The following is a 19857-nucleotide window of genomic DNA, read 5'->3' on the forward strand; positions in this document are numbered from 1 at the left end:
CTTGCACGCGACTTATAAGCCAGCCTGAAAGCAGCGGCCCATAACGAGGCCGTTGTTTTTTGTTTGGCAGGCCCTCGCGGCGCGGCCAAACACAAGCAACAAGAAACGCCTTCAACACCGCGACGCGGGGGCGAAGGTCCGAATAGAAAGCAACAACCATGGCAACCTTTTCGCAGAAGCCTGCGGACGTGGTGAAGAAGTGGGTGCTGATCGACGCCGAAGGCGTCGTCCTCGGCCGCCTCGCCTCTCTCGTCGCCAACCGTCTGCGTGGCAAGCACAAAGCAACCTTCACCCCGCATGTCGACGATGGTGACAACGTCGTCATCATCAACGCCGACAAGGTGGTGCTGACGGGCAAGAAGTACACCGACAAGATGTATTACTGGCACACCGGCCACCCGGGCGGCATCAAGGAGCGCACCGCGCGCCAGATTCTCGAAGGCCGCTTCCCCGAGCGGGTCGTCGAGAAGGCGATCGAGCGCATGATCCCGCGCGGACCGCTGGGCCGTCGCCAGATGAAGAACCTTCGCGTCTATGCCGGCGCCGAGCATCCGCACGAGGCGCAGCAGCCCGAGACGCTCGACGTCGGAGCGCTCAATTCCAAGAACAAGAGGGCCGCATAATGGCTGACCTTTCCTCTCTCGCAGAACAGCTCGGCCAGGCGACCGACACGACGGAGCCGGCAGCTCCCGTCCATGTCCAGAAGCTTGACAAGCAGGGCCGCGCCTATGCCACTGGCAAGCGCAAGGACGCGATCGCCCGCGTGTGGGTCAAGCCCGGCACCGGCAAGATCGTCGTCAACGACAAGGAGTACGACAAGTACTTCGCACGCCCGGTGCTGCAGATGATCCTGCAGCAGCCGATCGTCGCCGCCAACCGCAACGGCCAGTACGACGTCATCGCCACGGTGATCGGCGGCGGTCTCTCCGGCCAGGCCGGCGCGGTGCGCCACGGCATCTCCAAGGCGCTGACCTACTACGAGCCGACGCTGCGCGGCGTGCTCAAGAAGGGCGGCTTCCTGACCCGCGACAGCCGCGTGGTCGAGCGCAAGAAGTACGGCAAGGCGAAGGCCCGCCGCTCGTTCCAGTTCTCCAAGCGCTAAGCTTCGGAACGGTTCGACCGACATTGCGAATTTCAGGAAAGGCGGGTCTTCGGGCCCGCCTTTTTCGTTGCGGGGAAAGCCGCGAGCCGGCCACCGTCGCGTGGTGGCGAGGTTCCGGCATGGATGCCCGGGTCAAGCCCGAGGATGACGAGGTGGGAATGGTGATGGCAATCACCGCCGCAGGGGACTGACAGGAACATCCCTCCCTTCGTCATCCTCGGGTCGAGCCCGAGGATCCATGCCTGACCGCCTCCGTAGGCTGCAGCGTGTCCGAACGTATCTGGCAAGCCCACGCTTGCTGATTCCAGCGACGAAGCCACGGGAGAGACAATGTCCATCCCCGTTGTTGACTCATGAACAGAAATAGAACATTATAAGAACATATCAAAAACGGGAGATTGATATGTCGGAGTTCTTTCAGGATGTCGCCTCGCTCGTGTCGATGAGCGCGTTCCTCGTGGCAGCCGCCCTGCTGATCGGCGCGATCTGAGGTTCCGATACGATCGTTTCCCCGAACACCTCCTCGAACGCCGCCTTCAAGGCGAGGTCGTAGTCGGGCATGGTGACGGGCAGGCCGAGATCGACGAGGCTGGTGACGCCGTAACCGGTGATGCCGCATGGCACGATGCCGCCGAAATGCGACAGGTCGGGATCGACGTTGACGGCGATGCCATGCAGGCTGACCCAGCGCCTGAGGCGGATGCCGATGGCGGCGATCTTGTCCTCGGCTGGACTGCCGTCCGGCAGTGGGGGACGATCGGGTCGCGCCACCCAGACGCCGACCCGGTCCTCGCGGCGCTCGCCGCGGACGTTGAAGCGCGCCAGCGAGTTGATGATCAGCGCTTCGAGCGCGGCGACGAAGGCGCGTACGTCCTCGCGACGGCGCTTCAGGTCGAGCATCAGATAGACGACCCGCTGGCCGGGACCGTGATAGGTGTATTCGCCGCCACGTCCGGCCGCATAGACGGGAAAGGGCCCGGCATCGATCAGGTCCTTCGGATCCGCGCTGGAGCCGGAGGTGTAGAGCGGCGGGTGTTCGACCAGCCAGACGAGTTCGGCGGCACCCTGATCGCGAATCGCTGCCGCACGCGCTTCCATGGTCGCCAGCGCCGTATCGTAGTCGGTCAGGCCGGGTTCGATCCGCCACTCGACGGCGGGCCCTTCGATGATGGGCCGGAACGAGGTTTCGAGCTGGTTTCTATCGGTCATGGCATGCGTTTCCAGATGTCCCGCGTCATATGGATGCTCGCGGCTGAAAGGTCCAGTCGGCCCGGCTTGCCGGGCTCGTCGCAATAATGCGCAAAAGCACGCCAACCGCACTTGTGCGCCGGATACCGATTTGCTACATGCCCCTCGCCGGCTTCGCCCGGCTCTTCTGTGACGTGCGGTCGTGGCGGAATTGGTAGACGCGCAGCGTTGAGGTCGCTGTGGGGCAACCCGTGGAAGTTCGAGTCTTCTCGACCGCACCATCACTCTCTCCCCTCCTCCGGGCACCAGACATCTCGACGGAATACGGCGCGGGCGATCGGCCGCTTCGTCCGGCATCTTGTGCGCCGGGCGCGTTCGTGCGACGACGCGCAGCGTTACCGCCGCGACCGTGAAAATGCGCAGCGCCGTTGCGTGAGAAGACCAGCAGTGAGGGACAGATGCCATCCAACGCCATCGATCGCGCCTTCACCGCCAGAAAGGCGGTCGGCAGCGAGTCCGAGCCGACCTATGCCGGCGCGCTGTCCTTCATGCGGCGAAAGTTTTCCAAGGACGTCAAGGGCGCCGACGCGGTGATCTGGGGCATCCCCTTCGACGCCGCCGTCTCCAACCGGCCCGGCGCGCGATTCGGCCCGCAGGCGATCCGGCGCGCCTCGGCGATCTTCGACGTCGACCCGCAATATCCGTTCGGCATCGACCTGTTCGAGCAGATGGCGGTCGTCGACTATGGCGACTGCCTGCTGGACTACGGCAATCACCAGAAGACGCCGGCGACGATCGAGCGCGAGGCAGCCAAGATCCTCAAGCAGGCCGGCTTCCTGCTGTCGCTCGGCGGCGACCACTACGTCACCTGGCCACTGCTCAAGGCCCATGCCGCGTTGCACGGCCCGCTGGCGCTGGTGCAGTTCGACGCCCATCAGGACACCTGGTTCGACGACGACCGGCGCATCGACCACGGCTCGTTCGTGGCCCGTGCGGCGCGCGCCGGAATTATCGATCCGGCACGCTCGATCCAGATCGGCATTCGCACCAACGCGCCGGACGATTTCGGCATCAAGATCATCCACGGCTACGAGCTGGAGGACATGCGCGCGGCCGAGATCGCCTATGCGATCCACGAGCGCACGGGCGGCAAGAAGACTTACGTGACCTTCGATATCGACTGCCTCGACCCGGCCTTCGCGCCGGGCACCGGAACGCCGGTGGCGGGCGGCCCGTCTTCGGCCAAGATGCTGTCGGTGCTGCGCCAGCTCGGCGGCATCGACATCGTCGGTGCCGACGTGGTCGAGGTCGCACCGGCCTACGACCACGCCGACGTCACCGCGATTGCCGGCGCGACCGTGGCCATGCACTATCTGGGGCTGCTGGCGGAAAAGCGCGCCCGACGATGAGAGATCGATCCAACGCGTTGGCACATTGAATCAACGGCCTGAGGCCTTGATTCGCGAACGCATCTGAACCAATTGATTTCACATCGTTTTGGACGAATGACCATGAAACCGAAAATCTTCATCGACGGCGAACACGGAACCACCGGCCTGCAGATACGGCAGCGGCTGGCAGCGCGCGAAGACCTCGACATGCTCTCGATCCCCGAGGCGGAGCGGCGCAACCCGGCGCTGCGCGAGGAGATGCTGAAGGAAGCCGACATCGCGATCCTGTGCCTGCCGGACGACGCGGCACGCGAATCCGTTGCCATGCTGGGCGGCGGCAATTCCACCCGCGTCATCGATACGTCGACGGCCAATCGCGTCAATCCCGACTGGGCCTACGGCTTTGCCGAGCTCGATGCCGGACAGGCTGACAGGATCGCGCAGGCGCGTTTCGTCGCCAATCCCGGTTGCTACCCCACCGGCGCGATCGGCCTCATCCGTCCGCTGACGCAGGCGGGCATTCTGCCGCGCGACTATCCCGTCACCGTCAATGCCGTCTCGGGCTATACGGGCGGCGGAAAGCAACTGATCGCGCAGATGGAGAACGCGGCCGCCCCGGACCATATCGACGCACCGCACTTCCTCTACGGCCTGACGCTGGCGCACAAGCACGTGCCGGAACTGCAGCTTCACGGGCTCTTGGACCGCGCGCCGATCTTTTCGCCCAGCGTCGGGCGCTTTGCGCAGGGCATGATCGTGCAGGTACCGCTGCATCTCGCCGACCTCAGCGGTGCGCCGTCCCTCGGCGACCTGCATGCGGTGCTTGCCGCGCATTACGACGGACAGGACGTCGTCGAGGTGGTTACGCTTGCGCAAGGTGCGGCGCTGCCACGGATCGACCCGACGGAGCTGAACGACACCAACCGGATGAAGCTGTTCGTCTTCGGCAACGAGGCGCGTGGCCATGCCAATCTCGTCGCCGTGCTCGACAATCTCGGCAAGGGTGCATCGGGCGCAGCGGTTCAGAACATGGACCTCATGCTCACCCGCTGACGGGGATGGAGCCACCCGTCTTCCCGCCGCGCTGGAACCTGAGCGCACCGCTCCTCATCGCTGAAACGTTCAGCAGCCGCATATGGAAAGTGCGGCTTGCTGACGGCGAGACGGCGATCGTCAAAGATCTGAAGCCCTTCGACGATGTCGAGGACGAGTTGCGCGGCGCGCATCTGCTGGCGTGGCGGCGCGGCGAGGGTCTCGTGCGCCTGCTGGACGTCGCCGGCAGACAGATGCTGATCGAGTATGCCGGCGAGACACTCCTGTCGCATGTGCTGGACCAGAATGGCGACGCGGCGGCGACGCAGATCGCGGCAGGGGTCATGGAGCGGCTGTTTTCGACGTCGGAGCACCCGGCGCCGCCCGAATTGCAGCCGCTGCACACGCGCTTTTCGAGCCTGTTCCTGAAGGCTGCCGCCGACCGCGACGCAGGCGTGAGCAGCCTGTATGTCGACGCGGCCGGGATCGCCGAGGCGCTGCTGTCGGATGCGCGCACGGTGCGGCCGCTGCATGGCGACCTGCATCACGACAACATCATGCAGGGTCCGCGTGGCTGGCTGGCGATCGACCCGAAGGGCGTGATCGGCGATGTCTGCTACGATGCGGCGAACATGTTCTACAATCCGCTTGCGCGCGACGATTTGTGCCTCGACGACGAGAGGATCGCCGAGATGGCGGAGGCCTTTGCCCGCACTCTGCGGCAGGACCCGCGCCGCATCCTCGACCATGCAGTCGCCTATGGCTGCCTTTCGGCCGCCTGGCACCATGAGGATGCCAACGCGGCGGATGAAGCCCGGCAGCTTGCGGTTGCCGAGGCGATCCTCGCAGTCAGACGCATCAGCTTCTGACGGCGACCTGTGTCTGCGGCAGATACGCTCCCCTGGTGCCGCGCCAGTGTGCCGCCGCGAAGCCAAGCAGCAGAATGGCCAGGACATGGTGGGTCAGCGCCGCATGGAGCTGCACCACGGACAGCAGGGTAACGATGCCGACCACGGCCTGGGCGCAAACGAGCAGGAAGAGCAGGACCGCGCGCCGCGCATGGGTGGAGCCGGGCAGCGCGCGCCAGGTCGACACCGCATGCCAGGCCGCTGCCGCAAAGACGATGTAGGCGCCGATGCGATGGGTGAACTGGACCGTCTTGGGGTTTTCGAAGAAGTTCAGCCAGGCGGGGTCGAGAAACAGGAGCTGGTCGGGCCACAGGCGGCCATCCATCAGCGGCCATGTGTTGAAGCTCATGCCGGCGTGAAGCCCGGCGACGAGCGCGCCGAGATAGATCTGCACGAGAACCAGCACGAGCATCCATCCGGCCATGCGGCGGACCTTGGCGCCCGCCGGCCCCGCCGAATGCGGCGCCAGCCCGCGCGCGATCAGCATCGTCGCGGCAAAGATCAGGCAGGCGAGCGTCAAATGCGTGGCCAGCCGATACTGGCTGACCGAGACGCGTTCCGACAGGCCGGACGCCACCATCCACCAGCCGATGAAGCCTTGCAGGCCGCCCAGCGCCAGAAGCCCGAGAAGCTTCGGCTTGAGGTGGTTTTCCAACCGGCCGGTCAGCCAGAAGAAGGCGAGCGGAAGAGCGACCAAAAACCCGACGCCCCGCGCCAGCAGCCGGTGCGCCCACTCCCACCAGTAGATCACCTTGAATTCCTCGAGGCTCATGCCACGATTGATCTGCTGGTATTGGGGTATCTGGCGGTACTTCTCCAGTTCCTCCTGCCACTGCGCCTCGCCGATCGGGGGAATGACGCCATGGATCGGCTTCCACTCGGTGATCGAGAGGCCGGAGCCGGTCAGCCTCGTCGCGCCGCCGACCACGAACAGCGCAAGCAGGACCACGAGCACTGCATAAAGCCACATGCGCACCAAAAAGCGGTTGCGCGCCTCGCGCTGCGTGTCCTGAACCGGATGCCGGGTGGAGAGCGCCAGATCGGCCATCATGCTCGTCCTTGCGATGAGATTGCGTTCGCTAGGTGTAGCATGGCGACGTTGAAGGCAAGCCGGCTTCGCGCGACACGCCGTCGCGCCGGCACGTGCAAGGGCGGCAAACGGTTTGCACGGCAGGCGCGATGGGATTATGTCGTGCGGCAAAGGAAACGACTATGCCCGTACGACTGAAATCATTCATCGGCACGATCTTGCTGGTCCTGCTCGTCATCGTCTACGCGGTCGTCGCAACCATCGTCGCCGTCGCGCAACTGGCCGAGTCGGGCCCGCTGGTGCACCTGGCCTATTTCTTCCTGACCGGCCTGCTGTGGGTATTGCCGGCGATGCTCATCGTCAAATGGATGCTGAAGCCGCCACGCAGCAAGGCGGGTTGAACAAGAGCCCGCAGCCAGTAGGAAACAACAGGCAACGGCTACTTTCCTCCTCCTGAATATTAGCGACTTCTTTTACTACAACACCCCGCCTATGTGGCACGATTTACTTGGTGTAAATTTTTGGATGATCTCCTGATGTCGATTTATAGGATCGACGGACAGGCATGATGCCCTTCAGGATCATCCGACATGCACCGCATGACGCCCTTGCATGTCTCTCGGAGAAGGCATGATGGCATGAGCCGCATCGACACACCGGCCTTGACCCTGCTGCAGCAGTTCCAGCGGCCAGCGTCATCATCGACACAAGCCATGACGCCAAGGCTGATCGCTGGCGCGGGCCTTTCGCCCGCAGGTGTGGGGTCCAGTACGCCCTCGTCACAAGCCGCCGCCGCAATCGGCGCAGCATCGATCGACTGGGCAGCTAAGGCGCAAGGGCGGGCCGCGGAGTTAGCGGAAGGTCTCCAGATGATGGACGCGCATCTCACTTGGCTGCGGGCCACACCCGGTTCATCGACGCAGTCAGACAGGATGAAGGCGATCGAGAGCGCGACCCGCGGCATGTCCATGATCGAGGCGGTGTATGAATACTATGCCAGCGGCGGATATGAAGAGAGCATGGCGGCGAAGGAAGCTTTTCGGGAAATTGGCTTAACGCCCGAACATCAGAAGGCTGAAGCCGCGAAGCTTATCGCTACAGCGGACGCTCTCCGGGAGCAGTTGCGGTCAAAATAATATGTCGTCGGCAAATCGTTCGGTGAAGCCCCGTAGTCGGCAGATCTAGACCGTCACGAATCTGCGGCCGCGATTGGCGAGTGGGGTCATCAGGCCCGACAGAAGCGGGCGCATGTAGCTTAGGCGCTGGAAATTGCCGTTGACGGAGATGCGCGGCAGGGCATGCAGATGGTTCGCATGGTCCCGGCGCAGGACACCGTGACGGGTCGTGACCGCGGATGCGAAGCCGGCTTCGCTTGCGAGTTCGACCTCGCGCTGGCCGGCAGCGGCGGCAAAGCCGTAGGGATAGGCGAAGTGGCGCGGGCGTGTGCCCGTCTCGTGGCCGATGATTGCCGCCGACTGTTGCATCTCAGAAAGCGCAGTTTCGCGCGCCAGCCGTTTCAGATTGTAGTGATGAACGGTATGGGCGCCGATCGTGGCCAGCGGATGCGTGGCCAGGCGCCGGATTTCGTCCCAGTTCATGAAACGGCGCGCTGCATGGGCAGGCAATGTCCCCATTTCGTGCAGGAAGGCCTGCTGATCCTGCTCGGCGATTTCGTTCATCAAGTGCCAGAATATCCGTGTCACGGCGGCGCGTTTGCTCGCCGCATCGGGACATCGCAGTTCCACCTCGCCGTCAGGCGCAGGCAAGCGCACCACGTTGCGGGCGGCGACGAACGCCTCGACGACTTCCCACCACGGCTCGACCGCGCCGGTGACCAAGCCAGGCGCGACATAGACCGTGAATGGCACGTCATGGGCCTCGAACACCGGCAGGGCCTCGGTCAGATTGTCGAGCCAGCCATCGTCGGCGGTGACGGCGAACAGGCGGCGCGCGCGGCCGCTCGCGAGGTTGTCGACCAGTTCGTCCATTGAAACCACGGCCATGCCGCGCCGCTTCATGTCGGCGAGCAGGCGATCGAGGAACCGTGGGTCGACGGTGAGGTGCCGGTTGATGCCGAGCGGCGAATGATCGGTGCGCGATATCCGATGCAGCATCAAAATGCCCCCTGCTCCAGACAGGAACGGCTCGGCCAGTTTGGACGTGCCCGACCAAGCCGCGCCGCCCAGCAGCAATTTCCGGGCAAATGTGCGCGCGTCGATCATTGATTCACCTTTTCGCAATACGCTCGCCGAGCGCTGCCATCCAAGGGTATCGCGGCAGCCACGAGCACAGTCTTAGGCGCGAAGGATTTCGGTATGGTTGACATGGGCGCGACAACCCGCAATGCGGCGTCCCGACGGGACCACGCACGCGGCGACGCGGCGATCGCCGGGCCGATCGTCGATATCCGGCCGGCAGACGATGTCGCCATGGCGCAATACGAGGCGTTCTGCGTCAAGGCCGTGCACGGCGCGCCGCAGCACCCGCTGTGGATCCGCGCCTGGGTGATGGCCGCGGGCGCCGATGCCATCACCGTGACGCTGCATCGCAACGGACGGGCGGCCGTGGCGCTGGTGCTCGAAATCACGCGCAAGGGACCGTTTCGCGTCGCAAGCTTTCCGGCCGGCCAGCACGCCAATGGCAATTTCGTCGCCTGCGCGGCCGGGCTCGACGGACCGCTGACAGGCGACGACGTGCGCGCCCTGGAGCGCGCCATTCGCGCCGCCCGGCCCGACATCGACCTGATCGAACTCGAGCGGCAGAAGCCGCATCTCGACGGCAAAGCCAATCCGCTTGGCGGATTCGCCACGATGCAGAGCCCGAACATCTCGCTGGCGACCGATTTGAGCGGCGGCATGGAGGCGACGCTCGACCGCATGAACGGCAAGCGCAAGCGCAAGAAATACCGGGCGCAACTGCGCAAGCTGGAGGCTGCCGGCGGCCATCGATGGTTCGAGGCAAAGACCGCCGAAGACGTGGATCGATTGATGAACGCCTTCTACACACTGAAGGCCGCGCGCTTTCGCAAGCGCGGCATCCCTGATGTGTTCGCCCAAGCCGAGGTGAAGGCCTTCTTCCGCAGCCTGTTCATCGAAGCGCTCGAGCAGTCACCCCCTCCCTTCACGCTCTACGGCCTGGAGGTTGCTGGTGAAATCCACAACGTCAAGGGCTTCAGCGTGATCAGCAACGGGCTGATCTCGGAGTTCTGCGCCATGCGCGACGACGACAGGTCGCTAAGCCCGGGATTCTTTCTCGACTACGAAGTGATGCAGGAAAGCTGCGCCAAGGGCATGACCATCTACGACTTCAGCGTCGGCGACGAGGAATACAAGCGGAGCTGGTGCGATATCGAGACCTGGTTCTTCGAAACGCTGCTGCCACTGACGGCCAAGGGACGCATGCTGTTCGCCTATAAGGTGGCGCGGGCGCGTGCCGTCGGCTTCGTCAAGTCGAACAAGGCGCTGTGGGACCTGGCCCGCCGGGTCCGCACCCGGCTCGGCGGCGGCACGGCCGCCACCAGCGAGACGGGCAAGGACGGCTAGGCTACCGACCGTCCACGCGGCGCCAGTGGCAGCGCCTGCCCCACAGGAGATACCTTGACGACATCGCGATAGCCGCTGGCGAGCAGATCGGCGGCGACGTCGCGCACGACCGCGTCGGCCGGGTCGATGACGCTCAGCAGAACTGCCGTTTCAGGCTCCGCGATCCGGTTGACGCCGTCGGCGTCGGTGGGGCCACACTCGACGACGACGAGGTCATAGGCGGTGTTGAGGGATGCCAGGATGATCGGCAGGCGCTCGGCGGCGCGCAGCGCCCGGGACCGGTCGGACGTGCCCACCGGAATAACGTGGCAGTCCGAATAGAGGTCGCCATGGATGACGTCTGCAAACTGCGCCTCTGACGCGAGCAGGTTGGTAATGCCGCGATAGCGTCCGCTCTCGAGCATCGAGGAGGACGGGGCGCCCGACCACGTCAGGTCGAGGAACAGCACGCGCAGGCCGAGGTCGGCGAGATCGCGGGCCACCATGACTGACGTTGCGCCGGCATCGTCGCCTTCCGGCGAGACGAAAACGGCACGCACGGCGCCACGCGAGACGAGACGGTCGGCGGCCTCTTCGACCGAAATTTCCTCGCGTGCCGGCAAAGGCGGGGCTTCGGGTGCGACAGCGGCTGGAGCGACCACGGGTCTTGGCTCCGGCGCAGGCGCCTCGGCAACGGGTTCCGGCTCCTGGCGTGCAGCGGGCATGACGACCTGCTCGACCGGTTCGAAGGTGGCGCCGGGCGCCGGGCGCATGGCCCTGCCGCTGAACAGTTCAGCCACAAGCGTCGCGACGGCGGCCAGCAGCAAGGCGCCTGCGAGTGCTGCCGCCGTGATCGGCACGACCTTCGGGAAATAGGCTTCGAAGGGCGTGGTCGCACGCGAGAACACCCTCGCGTCTGCGGGCAGATAGTTGCGGTCGGCACGCGCGCTCGCCTCGCGCAGGCGTGTCAGGTAGGATTCGAGCAGCGCGCGCTGCGCGGCGGCTTCGCGCTCGAGGGCGCGCAGTTCGACCTCGTCGCCTTCGGCCCGCGCCGTCTCGACCTTGAGCCCGTTGACGTCGGCCATGAGCTGGCGCTCGCTGGCCTGCGCCGCGGTGAATTCGCTTTCGAGGCTGCGCAGGACCTTCTGCATCTCGGCGCGCAACTGCTGGTCGGTCTCGGCGATCTGCGCGTCCAGGGCGCGGATGCGCGGGTGATTGCCGAGAAGTGACGCCGACAGGTCGGCGCGATCGGAAGAAAGCTGGGCGTAGCGTTCGCGCAGCCGCTGGACCAGCGGTGCGTTCAGCACGTCGGGCATCGCCTCGATCGGGCGACCGGATTCGAGAGCCTCGCGGATGGCCTCCGCGCGCGCCTCGATCGTCGAACGCTCCGCCCTGACGCGCGTCAGTTCGGTGGAAAGCTGGGAGAGCTGCTGGCTCGACAGGCTCGACGTGCCCTCGCCCATGAACAGATCGGCCTGTGCGCGGTAGTCGGCGACACGGGCTTCCGCTTCGCGCACCCGCTGACGCAGGTCGGCGATCTCCGGTTCGAGCCAGTCGGTGGCATCGGTATTGGACGCAAGCTTGGCCTGTTCCTGCACGGTGATGTATGCCTCGGCGATGGCGTTCGGCACCGCCGCGGCGAGTTCGGGATCGTGCGAGGAGAAACGGACCACGATCACCCGCGATCCCTCGACCCGAAAGACGGTCAGCTTTTCGCGCATGATGCCAAGGACACGTTCCTCGACTGAGGCCTGCGAGGGATCGCTGCTGAGACCCAGCAGCACCAGAAGACCACGAAGCCCGGAACTTTCGGCGCCGAACTCGTCGCGACTGGCCAGATCAAGGTCACGTGCGACGTCCCTCAGGATGTCGGAGGACGAGATCACCTCGACCTGGCTGGTGATTGCTTCGTCGTCGAGAAGCGGCTGGTCGGCGTCGGTCCTCTCCTCGCTCGGACGGGTGTAGACCGATTCGCGTGCCTCGATCAGCAGCCTCGTTTCGGCGCGATAGAGCGGATCGGCCATGATCGCCCAGGCGAAGGCGAGCGCGGCGACGACAAGGGCGAAGACGACGATGCGAACCCAATAGCGGCCCAAGGCACCAAAAAGTTGCCCCAGATCGACATCGACATCGTTTACTGCAGAACGCGTACCAGACATTTCACTTCACCCCAGCAGATGGTCCCTTGATGGTAAACATCCATGGTAACCGCCAGGTTAAGTGGCTGTTCACGTCCCGTTGTTCTTCGCTAACGAATGGTTAAGCGCCAAGAGCGCGTGCGCTGTCGAAATCTGTGGCGCTTTACCCCTCATTAACCCTAACGGGAGGATAACGGGCCGTCCGATCCGCCGGGAGTAGCCGTGGCGGATCCCGCAGGGGTCGTGGTCCGATCATGAAAAGCAAGTTCAGAGTCATACTCGTCATCTCCACCGCACTGGCCATCGCCGGGTGTTCGAGTTACCGGCCGGTTCCGTCCGCGTTCCACGAGGTGATCAACGAACCATACATACTGGATGCCGGCGACAGCATCCGGGTCACCGTCTTCGAGCAGGAGACGCTGACGAACACCTATTCCGTGGATCAGTCCGGTTACGTCGCCTTCCCGCTGGTCGGTTCCATCGCGGCTCGCGGCTACACGGCGCGCCAGATCGAAGACCAGATCGCGAACAAGCTGCGCGACGGCTATCTGCGCGATCCCGACGTCTCGGTCGAGATCGACCGCTACCGCCCGATCTTCGTGATGGGCGAAGTCGGCGCGGCGGGGCAGTATTCCTATGTGCCGGGCATGACGGTGCACAAGGCGATCGCGGCGGCAGGCGGCTACACACCGCGCGCCAACCAGGCGAATGTCGACGTGACGCGTCAGATCAACGGCGAGGTGATGACGGGGCGGGTGACCACGTCCGATCCTCTCCTGCCCGGAGATACGCTCTACGTGCGCGAACGCTTTTTCTGAAAACGAAGATAGAAATTCGTGAGCAGCAGCCTGCGCATCGTCCATTGTTTTCGCTCCCCGGTGGGCGGCATCTTCCGCCATGTGCGTGACCTGGTCCACGCCCAGGCGGCGGCGGGCCACCAGGTCGGCATCATCTGCGACTCGTCGACGGGCGGGCAGCTCGAGGACGACTATTTCAACGAGATCAGGGGTTCGCTGGCACTCGGTGTCCAGCGGATCACCATCCACCGCCAGATCGGACCGGGCGACATCGCCGCCGGCTGGCAGACATACGAGCTGATCAAGGCATTGCGGCCGGACGTGCTGCACGGGCATGGCGCCAAGGGAGGCGCGCTCGCGCGACTATTCGGCTCACTTCTGCGGGTTTCCAGGTATCGCGTAGCCCGCATCTACTCCCCGCATGGCGGCGTCCTGCACTATGACGCCGCCAGCACAAAGGGAAAGGTGCTGTTCGCGCTGGAGCGGCTGCTTGGCCGCTTCACCGACCAGATCCTGTTCGTCTCCGAGCACGAGCGCCGCACCTATCTCGCCAAGGTAGGACAGCCGAGATCGGCCTCCAGCCTGGTCTATAACGGCGTCAACGAAGCCGAATTCGTGCCGGTGGCGCCGGGGGCAGACGCAGCCGATTTCCTCTATATCGGCATGATGCGGGACCTGAAGGGCCCTGACCTCTTCATCGACGCGCTCGCCGCATCGACGCGCGATCTCGGCCGGCCGATAAAGGCGGTGATGGTGGGCGACGGCGACGGGCTCGAACGCTACAAGGCACAGACCAAGGCGCTCGGCCTTGCCGGCGACGTCCGGTTCTTCCCGCCGATGCCGGCCCGCAAGGCATTTGCGCTTGCGCGTATCATTGTCGTGCCGTCGCGTGCGGAAGCCATGCCGTACATCGTGCTGGAGGCGCTCGCCGCCGGCAAGACGATGATCAGCAGCGCCGTCGGCGGCATCCCGGAAATCTTTTCGCCTACCTCGCCCGCGCTGGTGCAGCCGGAGGCGAAAAGCCTTGCCGCAGCGATGACGGCAGCGCTGCGCGACGAGGCCGCATTCGCAGCGCACATGCCGGCACAAGATGAATTGCGGGCACGCTTCAGCGCCAGCGTCATGGCCCGCGACGTCGAGCGCGCCTATCACGAGGCTCTCGGACGCGCATCGTGATCGCGCGCAGGCAGCCCGCGTCAAGGTTTCCTTAGCGGCTTTCTGCTAGGCAGGCGGGAACGGGGAAACCAGCCATGCCCAAGAAGAAGCCTGCCCACCAGTTCACGCCGGATGCGGTGCGCTCGTTTGACGACGCCACGGATGCCGCCGCGCGCCACGCGGACCTGAATGCCACCGCGCGCACGATCGCCGCGCAGCTTCGCCGCGACACGATGTCACCAGTAATGGTCAGCGGCGTGTTGCGGCTGATCGAATTCGGGTTGCTCACGCTTTCCGGCCTCGCGCTGTTCGCCGCCTATGTCGGCGTCAATGGCGGGCCGCCCTGGTACTATCCGATCATGATCGTGCTCGCATCCGGCGCCGCGGTGGCGTTGCTGGAAGTGACGAACTGCTACCAGATCCCGCGACTGCGACAGCCGATCGCGACGCTGGGCACGATCATCCTGGTGTGGATCGGCACGCTGGCGCTCATGGCACTTGCCGGCTTCTTCCTCAAGATCTCGGTGGAGTTCTCGCGGTTCTGGCTGGGTCTCTGGTTCTTCTCGGGGCTCGGTCTGCTGCTGGTGCTGCGCATGGTCATGGCCCGGCTGGTCCGGCGCTGGTCGAGGAACGGCGCAATGGAGCGGCGGGCGGTGATCGTAGGCGGCGGCACCGCCGCCGAGACGCTGATCCGCGCCATCGAACAGCAGCCATACAACGACATCCGCATCTGCGGCATCTTCGACGATCGCGACAACCGCCGGTCACCGCCGATCGTGGCCGGATATCCTAAGCTCGGCAATGTCAGCGAACTGATCGAATTCGCCCGGATCGCGCGCATCGACATGCTGATCGTGTCGCTGCCGCTGACGGCCGAGACGCGCGTGCTTTCGATGCTGAAGAAGCTCTGGGTGCTGCCGGTGGACATCCGCCTGTCGGCGCATTCCAACCAGATCCGCTTCCGGCCGCGCGCCTATTCGTTCATCGGCTCGGTGCCGATGCTCGACATCTTCGACAAGCCGATCAACGGCTGGGATTCGGTCGCCAAGCGCGGCTTCGACATCATCTTCAGCCTGCTCGGACTGGTCGCCTTCTCGCCGATCATGATCGCCACGGCGATCGCCATCAAGCTCGACAGCAAGGGGCCGGTGTTCTTCAAGCAGAAGCGGCACGGCTTCAACAACGAGGTGATCGAGGTCTACAAGTTCCGCTCGATGTTTACCGAGATGTGCGACCCGACCGCACGCAACGCGGTGACCAAGAACGACCCGCGCGTCACGCGCGTGGGACGTTTCATACGACGGACGTCGATCGACGAACTGCCGCAGTTCTTCAACGCGCTACGCGGCAGCCTGTCGCTGGTGGGACCGCGTCCACACGCCGTCAGCGCGCAGACCCATCACCGCCTCTATCACGAGATCGTCGACGGTTATTTTGCCCGCCACCGCGTCAAGCCCGGCGTCACCGGCTGGGCGCAGATCAATGGCTGGCGCGGCGAGATCGACAATGACGACAAGATCCGCATGCGCACAGAATACGACCTCTACTACATCGAAAACTGGTCGCTGTGGTTCGACCTGAAAATCCTGTTCCTCACCCCGGTGAGGCTGCTCAACACCGAGAACGCCTATTGAGCGCGGTCGTCACCCAAACGGTCCCGCGCGGGGTCGCGCAGGCCAAGGCGCTGTCGCTTATTGCCTCGGCGGCGGTGACGCTTGGGGTCTTCCTGCTCGGGTTCGTCCATAGCGAGCCGGCTCCCTACGAACTCTACATGGTCGGGCTGATCGCGATCTGGGGCCTGTTCGGGCTGCGGTTTTCGCGCCATGCGGCGATCCTTCTCGGCCTTTTCGTGGTGTTCAATATCGGCGGTCTGCTGTCGATGGCACAGATGGACGAGATCTACGAGACGCCGCTCTATCTCGCCGTGTCGCTGTTCCTCGCCTTCACCGCCGTCTTCTTCGCGGCGATCGTCCGGGCCGACCACAGCCGCTACCGACTGATCTTCGTCGCGTGGACGGTATCGGCGCTGGTAACGGGTGCGCTGGGCATCGCCGGCTATTTCGGCCTGTTTCCCGGCGCCGAGATCTTTACCCGCTTCGACCGCGCCACAGGCGCGTTCCAGGATCCCAACGTCTTCGGGCCGTTTCTCACCCTGCCGGCAATCTATGCGCTGCATCGGATGCTGACGGGACCGGCGACGACCATGCCCATCCATGCGCTCGTCCTGCTGGTGCTGGCGAGCGCGATCTTCCTGTCGTTCTCGCGCGGCGCCTGGGGGCTGTTCGCTTTCTCGGCGATGGCGCTGACCGCCGCGCTTTTCGTCCAGTCGTCGAGCGGCCGGTTCCGCTTGCGGGTGGTGGTGATGAGCGCCATTGCCGTGGTCCTGGTGGCGATCGCGATCCTCGTGGCCCTGCAACTGCCCGGTGTCGGCGAATTCTTCTCGATGCGCGCCCGGCTGGTGCAGGAGTATGATGGCGGCGAATATGGCCGCTTCGCGCGGTTCGGCATCGGCCTGCAGATGGCGACCGAAAACCCGCTCGGCATCGGTCCGCTCAATTTCGGCCGGGATCTGGGAGAAGATACCCACAACAACTGGCTGAAGGCGCTGATGGATTATGGCTGGCTCGGCTTTGCCGCCTTCTTCACCATCATCGTCACGACGATCGCCGGCGGCCTGCGCATCCTGTTTCGCGACCGGCCATGGCAGCCATTCCTGCTCTGCGCCTATGTCGTCTTCCTTGGACATGTCGCGCTGGGCACGGTGATCGACATGGATCACTGGCGCCATTTCTACCTGCTGATCGGTCTTATCTGGGGCGCCATGGCACTGGAGGCGGGTCATCAGGCGCGGCTGCAAACGCCACCGCGGTATCGCGTACAGGCCGCCTGAGCGAAGCCGCGACCTGTCGTCAGCGCCCGCCGCCGCCCACAGATTCCAGCCACCCGGATTTTGCTCTTGCGCGCCCTCCTGCGACCCTATAGAGCTTCCGGCGGTTCGGAGCGTAGCGCAGCCCGGTAGCGCACTTGACTGGGGGTCAAGGTTGCTCAGGCTAATTTCCTGTTAAAATTCAACTTTTTAGTTGCTGGCTCCTCGCCGCGGGTGTGCTTTTCTGTGTGGTTCGCGGCCTGCATGGCAGCACGCACGTCATCTACCATCGCGTGGGCATATTTAGCGGTGGTCGCGATGTCCTCATGACCGAGCAGCTGCTGGACGACCTTGATATTGCTCTTGCGCAGCACCCGTGTCGCAGCCGTATGCCTTGTATCGTGGAACCGGAAGTCCTCGACACCCGACAGCTTCTTGTAGCGGCGCCAGGCTGTCTTGAAACCTTCCATCGTGATCGGATAGCGAGTTCCCCTCGTTCGTGCACCTTTGATCGTGCGCCTGGCAACGTATGTAAACACGGCCGTCTTGTGATGCGCAACAAGCTCCTCGAGAAGCGTAAAGACGGTGTCGTCCATCGGCACGATACGCCCCTTGTTGCCCTTGCCGATGATGAAGAATGTCCGGCCAGTGAAGTCGACCCGCTGCCACGTCAGTTCGACGATCTCTTTTCGCCTGCATCCAGTCAAAAGTGCGAAGCGCACCGCTGGCTCGTAGTCATCGCGCATGGCGGATAGTATTCGCTTCTCTTCGCCGCGACTGGCTTCACGGATCCGTTCACGCGGCTCGCGGAGCATGTGCTCTTGCCAGTCGATGTCGGCTACAGGCACTTTCCACGTCTTCTTGGCACGTCTCATAATCCCCCTGAGGGGAACCGTCACCGTCCTGTTGACAGTGGCATTCGATACATTATCGGCACGACGCGTGGTTACGAGCGATGCGACCATAGAGTCGGTGATGCGGTCGAGCGGGAGCTTCTTGTCGAGGTGCTTCAGCAGCCAACCGATGAACCGGTAGTAATTGTCGGCGTTGGCCAGATGCTGGCCAACCTCGGTCCAATACCGGGAGGCGGCGATTTCTAGCGTCATGGGCCCGAGGGCAGTGAATTGAGCGTTGATCTTGTGCTGCTCGCGAGCCTTCTCTTTAGCTTGCGCTAAGGTGCGCTCCGCTTGCCGCTTGTTGCTCGTGCCCGTGGGGCCTGAAAATCGACGACCTCGAAAGGTGAAATCGTAGTAATATTCTGGTTTGCCGTGCTTTCGATATACCGCCATGGGCGCATCCTTCGCTCTTCGATAAATGCCTCCAGGTCTTCCTGTTTGTAGCGTCGGGTCGGGCGCTTCTCACTCAGACCGATGTCGATGGAGCAAAGCCTCCCCTGCTCGGTCAGCCAGCGAAGTTGCTTGGTTGAGATCGAGAGAATTCGCGCCGCTTCGGCAGGTTTCATCAGAGGCGTGGGCTTCATGACTGCGTTATAGCAACGAAGAGACGGCTCGACTGCGGCAGACCGTCGCAGTCGGTTTAGCGAGCGGTGTAGCTGTCGGCAGGCTGCGAAGCACAGCTCAGCGCTGAGGGATGTCTTACAGGCGACGTGTCTGGATCGACCTCATCTAAGAGGCGACCCGCTTCGCCACCCTCCGGCCGATCTCACGGGCGACGGCGCGCCGTTTAGCGCTGGACCCGTAGTGGCCTGCTGCCGGTTTCGTGGACACCGAGTTAGGGTGTTTGACGGAACTGGAGATTGGGAATGCGACGAAGGAAGTTCAGCCGCGAGTTCAAGCTTGAGGCAGTGAGGCTGGTGAAGGCTCGGGGTGTTGCGGTGGCGCAGGCAGCCCGTGATCTCGATCTCCATGAGAATGTGCTGCGCAAATGGATGCGTGAGCTATCGACCGATCCGCCGCATGCGTTTCCCGGTCGTGCAGGTGCTGGTGACGAAGATTGATCGCAGCTTCAAGAGCAGCGACCGCATGGCGCTCGCCGCGTCTGGCACGACGTGCTGGCTGAGGGCTTCTCCTGCGGCCTTCATCGTGTCGAGAGGCTCATGCGGGAGAACGGCTCGCGTGCCCGGCCGCGACGCCGTGGACTGCCGAAGGATACAGGCGAGCGAGCAGCCGTGTCGGACAACCTCCTCGACTGCGCCTTCGAGGTATCAGCCCCGAACCAGAAGTGGATCGCCGACTTCACCTACATCCGGACCGCCGAAGGTTGGCTCTGCCGCTGTCGTCCTGTTCTCCCGGCGCGTCGTCGAAGACGGGCGATGAAGGCCGAGATGACAGCGCAGCCCGTCACGGATGCTCTCATCATGGAGATCTGGCGCCGAGGCAAGCCGGGCAGCCTCTCCACCACAGCGACCAAGGCAGCCAATACACCAGCGAGCAGTTCCAGTGCCTGATGGCCCACCACAGCATCACCTGTTCGATGAGCCGGTCGGGCAACGTCTGGGACAATGCCGCGACGGAGAGCTTCTTCTCGTCGCTCAAGACCCAGCGGACAGCCCGCAAGGTCTACAGACCGCGGGATGATGCTAGGGCGCATGTGTTCGATTTACATCGAGCGCTTCTACACCCCTCGGCGAAGGCACTCGACGTTGGGCTACCTCAGCCCCGTCGAGTTCGAGGAGCGAGCTTTGCCACCTTATCCTGGTGTGCGAAAATCGGCAGCAGGCCATTAAGACCCACCTCGACCTCACCATCGCGCCAAAACAAAATCCCCTA

General features: G+C 64.1%; 17 protein-coding genes, 1 tRNA gene and 1 pseudogene. 14 read left to right on the top strand and 5 right to left on the bottom strand.

The annotated features are described in order from the left end of the window. The first annotated feature begins 158 nt into the window (after positions 1–158). Both rplM and rpsI read left to right on the top strand, forming a co-directional pair. Entirely contained in the window at positions 159–623 is a 465-nt protein-coding gene (gene rplM, locus AAFN84_RS14860) for a 50S ribosomal protein L13 (protein WP_347515384.1), read from the top strand. Then, complete coding sequence (rpsI, locus tag AAFN84_RS14865) at positions 623–1102, top strand: 30S ribosomal protein S9 (protein ID WP_347515385.1); 480 nt, start codon at positions 623–625, stop codon at positions 1100–1102. Before rplM ends, rpsI begins: the two co-directional genes overlap by 1 nt. Positions 1103–1519: 417 nt before the next feature. Here rpsI and lipB read toward each other — a convergent pair whose 3' ends face one another. Beyond that, complete coding sequence (lipB, locus tag AAFN84_RS14870) at positions 1520–2311, bottom strand: lipoyl(octanoyl) transferase LipB (RefSeq protein WP_347515386.1); 792 nt, start codon at positions 2309–2311, stop codon at positions 1520–1522. 175 nt (positions 2312–2486) lie between these two features. Here lipB and AAFN84_RS14875 point away from each other — a divergent pair. The 4 genes from AAFN84_RS14875 to AAFN84_RS14890 all read left to right on the top strand — a co-directional run bounded on the left by AAFN84_RS14875 (position 2487) and on the right by AAFN84_RS14890 (position 5582). Then, a tRNA-Leu gene (locus AAFN84_RS14875) sits at positions 2487–2571 on the top strand. Positions 2572–2748: 177 nt separating this feature from the next. Further along, a complete protein-coding gene (speB, locus tag AAFN84_RS14880; protein WP_347515387.1) occupies positions 2749–3699 on the top strand; it encodes an agmatinase in 951 nt (316 codons plus the stop codon). Between the two features lie 102 nt (positions 3700–3801). Further along, positions 3802–4734 (top strand): N-acetyl-gamma-glutamyl-phosphate reductase, encoded by a 933-nt coding sequence (gene argC / locus AAFN84_RS14885; RefSeq protein WP_347515388.1) that lies wholly within the window; start codon positions 3802–3804, stop codon positions 4732–4734. Between the two features lie 5 nt (positions 4735–4739). Further along, positions 4740–5582 (top strand): aminoglycoside phosphotransferase family protein, encoded by an 843-nt coding sequence (locus tag AAFN84_RS14890; protein WP_347515389.1) that lies wholly within the window; start codon positions 4740–4742, stop codon positions 5580–5582. Here the strand turns inward: AAFN84_RS14890 and AAFN84_RS14895 are convergent. Then, positions 5572–6672 (bottom strand): COX15/CtaA family protein, encoded by a 1101-nt coding sequence (locus AAFN84_RS14895; RefSeq protein WP_347515390.1) that lies wholly within the window; start codon positions 6670–6672, stop codon positions 5572–5574. The two genes, AAFN84_RS14890 and AAFN84_RS14895, sit on opposite strands and share 11 nt — an antisense overlap. A 161-nt stretch (positions 6673–6833) precedes the next feature. Between AAFN84_RS14895 and AAFN84_RS14900 the strand changes: the two genes are divergently transcribed. Both AAFN84_RS14900 and AAFN84_RS14905 read left to right on the top strand, forming a co-directional pair. Beyond that, complete coding sequence (locus AAFN84_RS14900; RefSeq protein ID WP_347515391.1) at positions 6834–7052, top strand: DUF2842 domain-containing protein; 219 nt, start codon at positions 6834–6836, stop codon at positions 7050–7052. Positions 7053–7289: 237 nt separating this feature from the next. After that, positions 7290–7787, top strand: a complete 498-nt coding sequence (locus AAFN84_RS14905) for a hypothetical protein (protein ID WP_347515392.1) — start codon at positions 7290–7292, stop codon at positions 7785–7787. Between the two features lie 45 nt (positions 7788–7832). Here the strand turns inward: AAFN84_RS14905 and AAFN84_RS14910 are convergent, their stop codons facing one another. Beyond that, a complete protein-coding gene (locus AAFN84_RS14910) occupies positions 7833–8873 on the bottom strand; it encodes a polysaccharide deacetylase family protein (RefSeq protein ID WP_347515393.1) in 1041 nt (346 codons plus the stop codon). 93 nt (positions 8874–8966) lie between these two features. Between AAFN84_RS14910 and AAFN84_RS14915 the strand changes: the two genes are divergently transcribed. Next, positions 8967–10193 (top strand): GNAT family N-acetyltransferase, encoded by a 1227-nt coding sequence (locus tag AAFN84_RS14915; RefSeq protein ID WP_347515394.1) that lies wholly within the window; start codon positions 8967–8969, stop codon positions 10191–10193. Here the strand turns inward: AAFN84_RS14915 and AAFN84_RS14920 are convergent. Next, complete coding sequence (locus tag AAFN84_RS14920; protein WP_347515395.1) at positions 10190–12331, bottom strand: exopolysaccharide transport family protein; 2142 nt, start codon at positions 12329–12331, stop codon at positions 10190–10192. The two genes, AAFN84_RS14915 and AAFN84_RS14920, sit on opposite strands and share 4 nt — an antisense overlap. A gap of 233 nt (positions 12332–12564) precedes the next feature. Between AAFN84_RS14920 and AAFN84_RS14925 the strand changes: the two genes are divergently transcribed. From AAFN84_RS14925 to AAFN84_RS14940, 4 genes are all read left to right on the top strand, one after another. Next, complete coding sequence (locus AAFN84_RS14925) at positions 12565–13128, top strand: polysaccharide biosynthesis/export family protein (protein ID WP_347515396.1); 564 nt, start codon at positions 12565–12567, stop codon at positions 13126–13128. 18 nt (positions 13129–13146) lie between these two features. Beyond that, positions 13147–14283 (top strand): glycosyltransferase family 4 protein, encoded by a 1137-nt coding sequence (locus AAFN84_RS14930; protein WP_347515397.1) that lies wholly within the window; start codon positions 13147–13149, stop codon positions 14281–14283. 74 nt (positions 14284–14357) lie between these two features. Further along, on the top strand, positions 14358–15896 hold the full coding sequence (locus tag AAFN84_RS14935; protein WP_347515398.1) for an undecaprenyl-phosphate glucose phosphotransferase: 1539 nt from the start codon (positions 14358–14360) through the stop codon (positions 15894–15896). Then, on the top strand, positions 15893–17152 hold the full coding sequence (locus AAFN84_RS14940) for an O-antigen ligase family protein (RefSeq protein ID WP_347515399.1): 1260 nt from the start codon (positions 15893–15895) through the stop codon (positions 17150–17152). Before AAFN84_RS14935 ends, AAFN84_RS14940 begins: the two co-directional genes overlap by 4 nt. 155 nt (positions 17153–17307) lie before the next feature. On the opposite strand, the gene AAFN84_RS14945 is transcribed toward AAFN84_RS14940, so the two are convergent. Continuing rightward, a complete protein-coding gene (locus tag AAFN84_RS14945) occupies positions 17308–18417 on the bottom strand; it encodes a site-specific integrase (protein ID WP_347515400.1) in 1110 nt (369 codons plus the stop codon). Between the two features lie 473 nt (positions 18418–18890). Here AAFN84_RS14945 and AAFN84_RS14950 point away from each other — a divergent pair. After that, a pseudogene (locus tag AAFN84_RS14950) lies at positions 18891–19814 on the top strand (IS3 family transposase). Positions 19815–19857 lie beyond the last annotated feature (43 nt).

Origin of the sequence: Mesorhizobium sp. CAU 1741 (assembly GCF_039839275.1) — a bacterium.
GTDB lineage: Bacteria > Pseudomonadota > Alphaproteobacteria > Rhizobiales > Rhizobiaceae > Aerobium.

What these genes read in the sequence shown, in the direction of transcription:
- rplM (WP_347515384.1), top strand. Translation starts at nt 159, where the DNA reads ATGGCAACCTTTTCGCAGAAGCCTGCGGACGTGGTGAAGAAGTGGGTG.
- rpsI (WP_347515385.1), top strand. Translation starts at nt 623, where the DNA reads ATGGCTGACCTTTCCTCTCTCGCAGAACAGCTCGGCCAGGCGACCGAC.
- lipB (WP_347515386.1), bottom strand. Translation starts at nt 2,311, where the DNA reads ATGACCGATAGAAACCAGCTCGAAACCTCGTTCCGGCCCATCATCGAA.
- speB (WP_347515387.1), top strand. Translation starts at nt 2,749, where the DNA reads ATGCCATCCAACGCCATCGATCGCGCCTTCACCGCCAGAAAGGCGGTC.
- argC (WP_347515388.1), top strand. Translation starts at nt 3,802, where the DNA reads ATGAAACCGAAAATCTTCATCGACGGCGAACACGGAACCACCGGCCTG.
- AAFN84_RS14890 (WP_347515389.1), top strand. Translation starts at nt 4,740, where the DNA reads ATGGAGCCACCCGTCTTCCCGCCGCGCTGGAACCTGAGCGCACCGCTC.
- AAFN84_RS14895 (WP_347515390.1), bottom strand. Translation starts at nt 6,672, where the DNA reads ATGATGGCCGATCTGGCGCTCTCCACCCGGCATCCGGTTCAGGACACG.
- AAFN84_RS14900 (WP_347515391.1), top strand. Translation starts at nt 6,834, where the DNA reads ATGCCCGTACGACTGAAATCATTCATCGGCACGATCTTGCTGGTCCTG.
- AAFN84_RS14905 (WP_347515392.1), top strand. Translation starts at nt 7,290, where the DNA reads ATGAGCCGCATCGACACACCGGCCTTGACCCTGCTGCAGCAGTTCCAG.
- AAFN84_RS14910 (WP_347515393.1), bottom strand. Translation starts at nt 8,873, where the DNA reads ATGATCGACGCGCGCACATTTGCCCGGAAATTGCTGCTGGGCGGCGCG.
- AAFN84_RS14915 (WP_347515394.1), top strand. Translation starts at nt 8,967, where the DNA reads ATGGTTGACATGGGCGCGACAACCCGCAATGCGGCGTCCCGACGGGAC.
- AAFN84_RS14920 (WP_347515395.1), bottom strand. Translation starts at nt 12,331, where the DNA reads ATGTCTGGTACGCGTTCTGCAGTAAACGATGTCGATGTCGATCTGGGG.
- AAFN84_RS14925 (WP_347515396.1), top strand. Translation starts at nt 12,565, where the DNA reads ATGAAAAGCAAGTTCAGAGTCATACTCGTCATCTCCACCGCACTGGCC.
- AAFN84_RS14935 (WP_347515398.1), top strand. Translation starts at nt 14,358, where the DNA reads ATGCCCAAGAAGAAGCCTGCCCACCAGTTCACGCCGGATGCGGTGCGC.
- AAFN84_RS14945 (WP_347515400.1), bottom strand. Translation starts at nt 18,417, where the DNA reads ATGGCGGTATATCGAAAGCACGGCAAACCAGAATATTACTACGATTTC.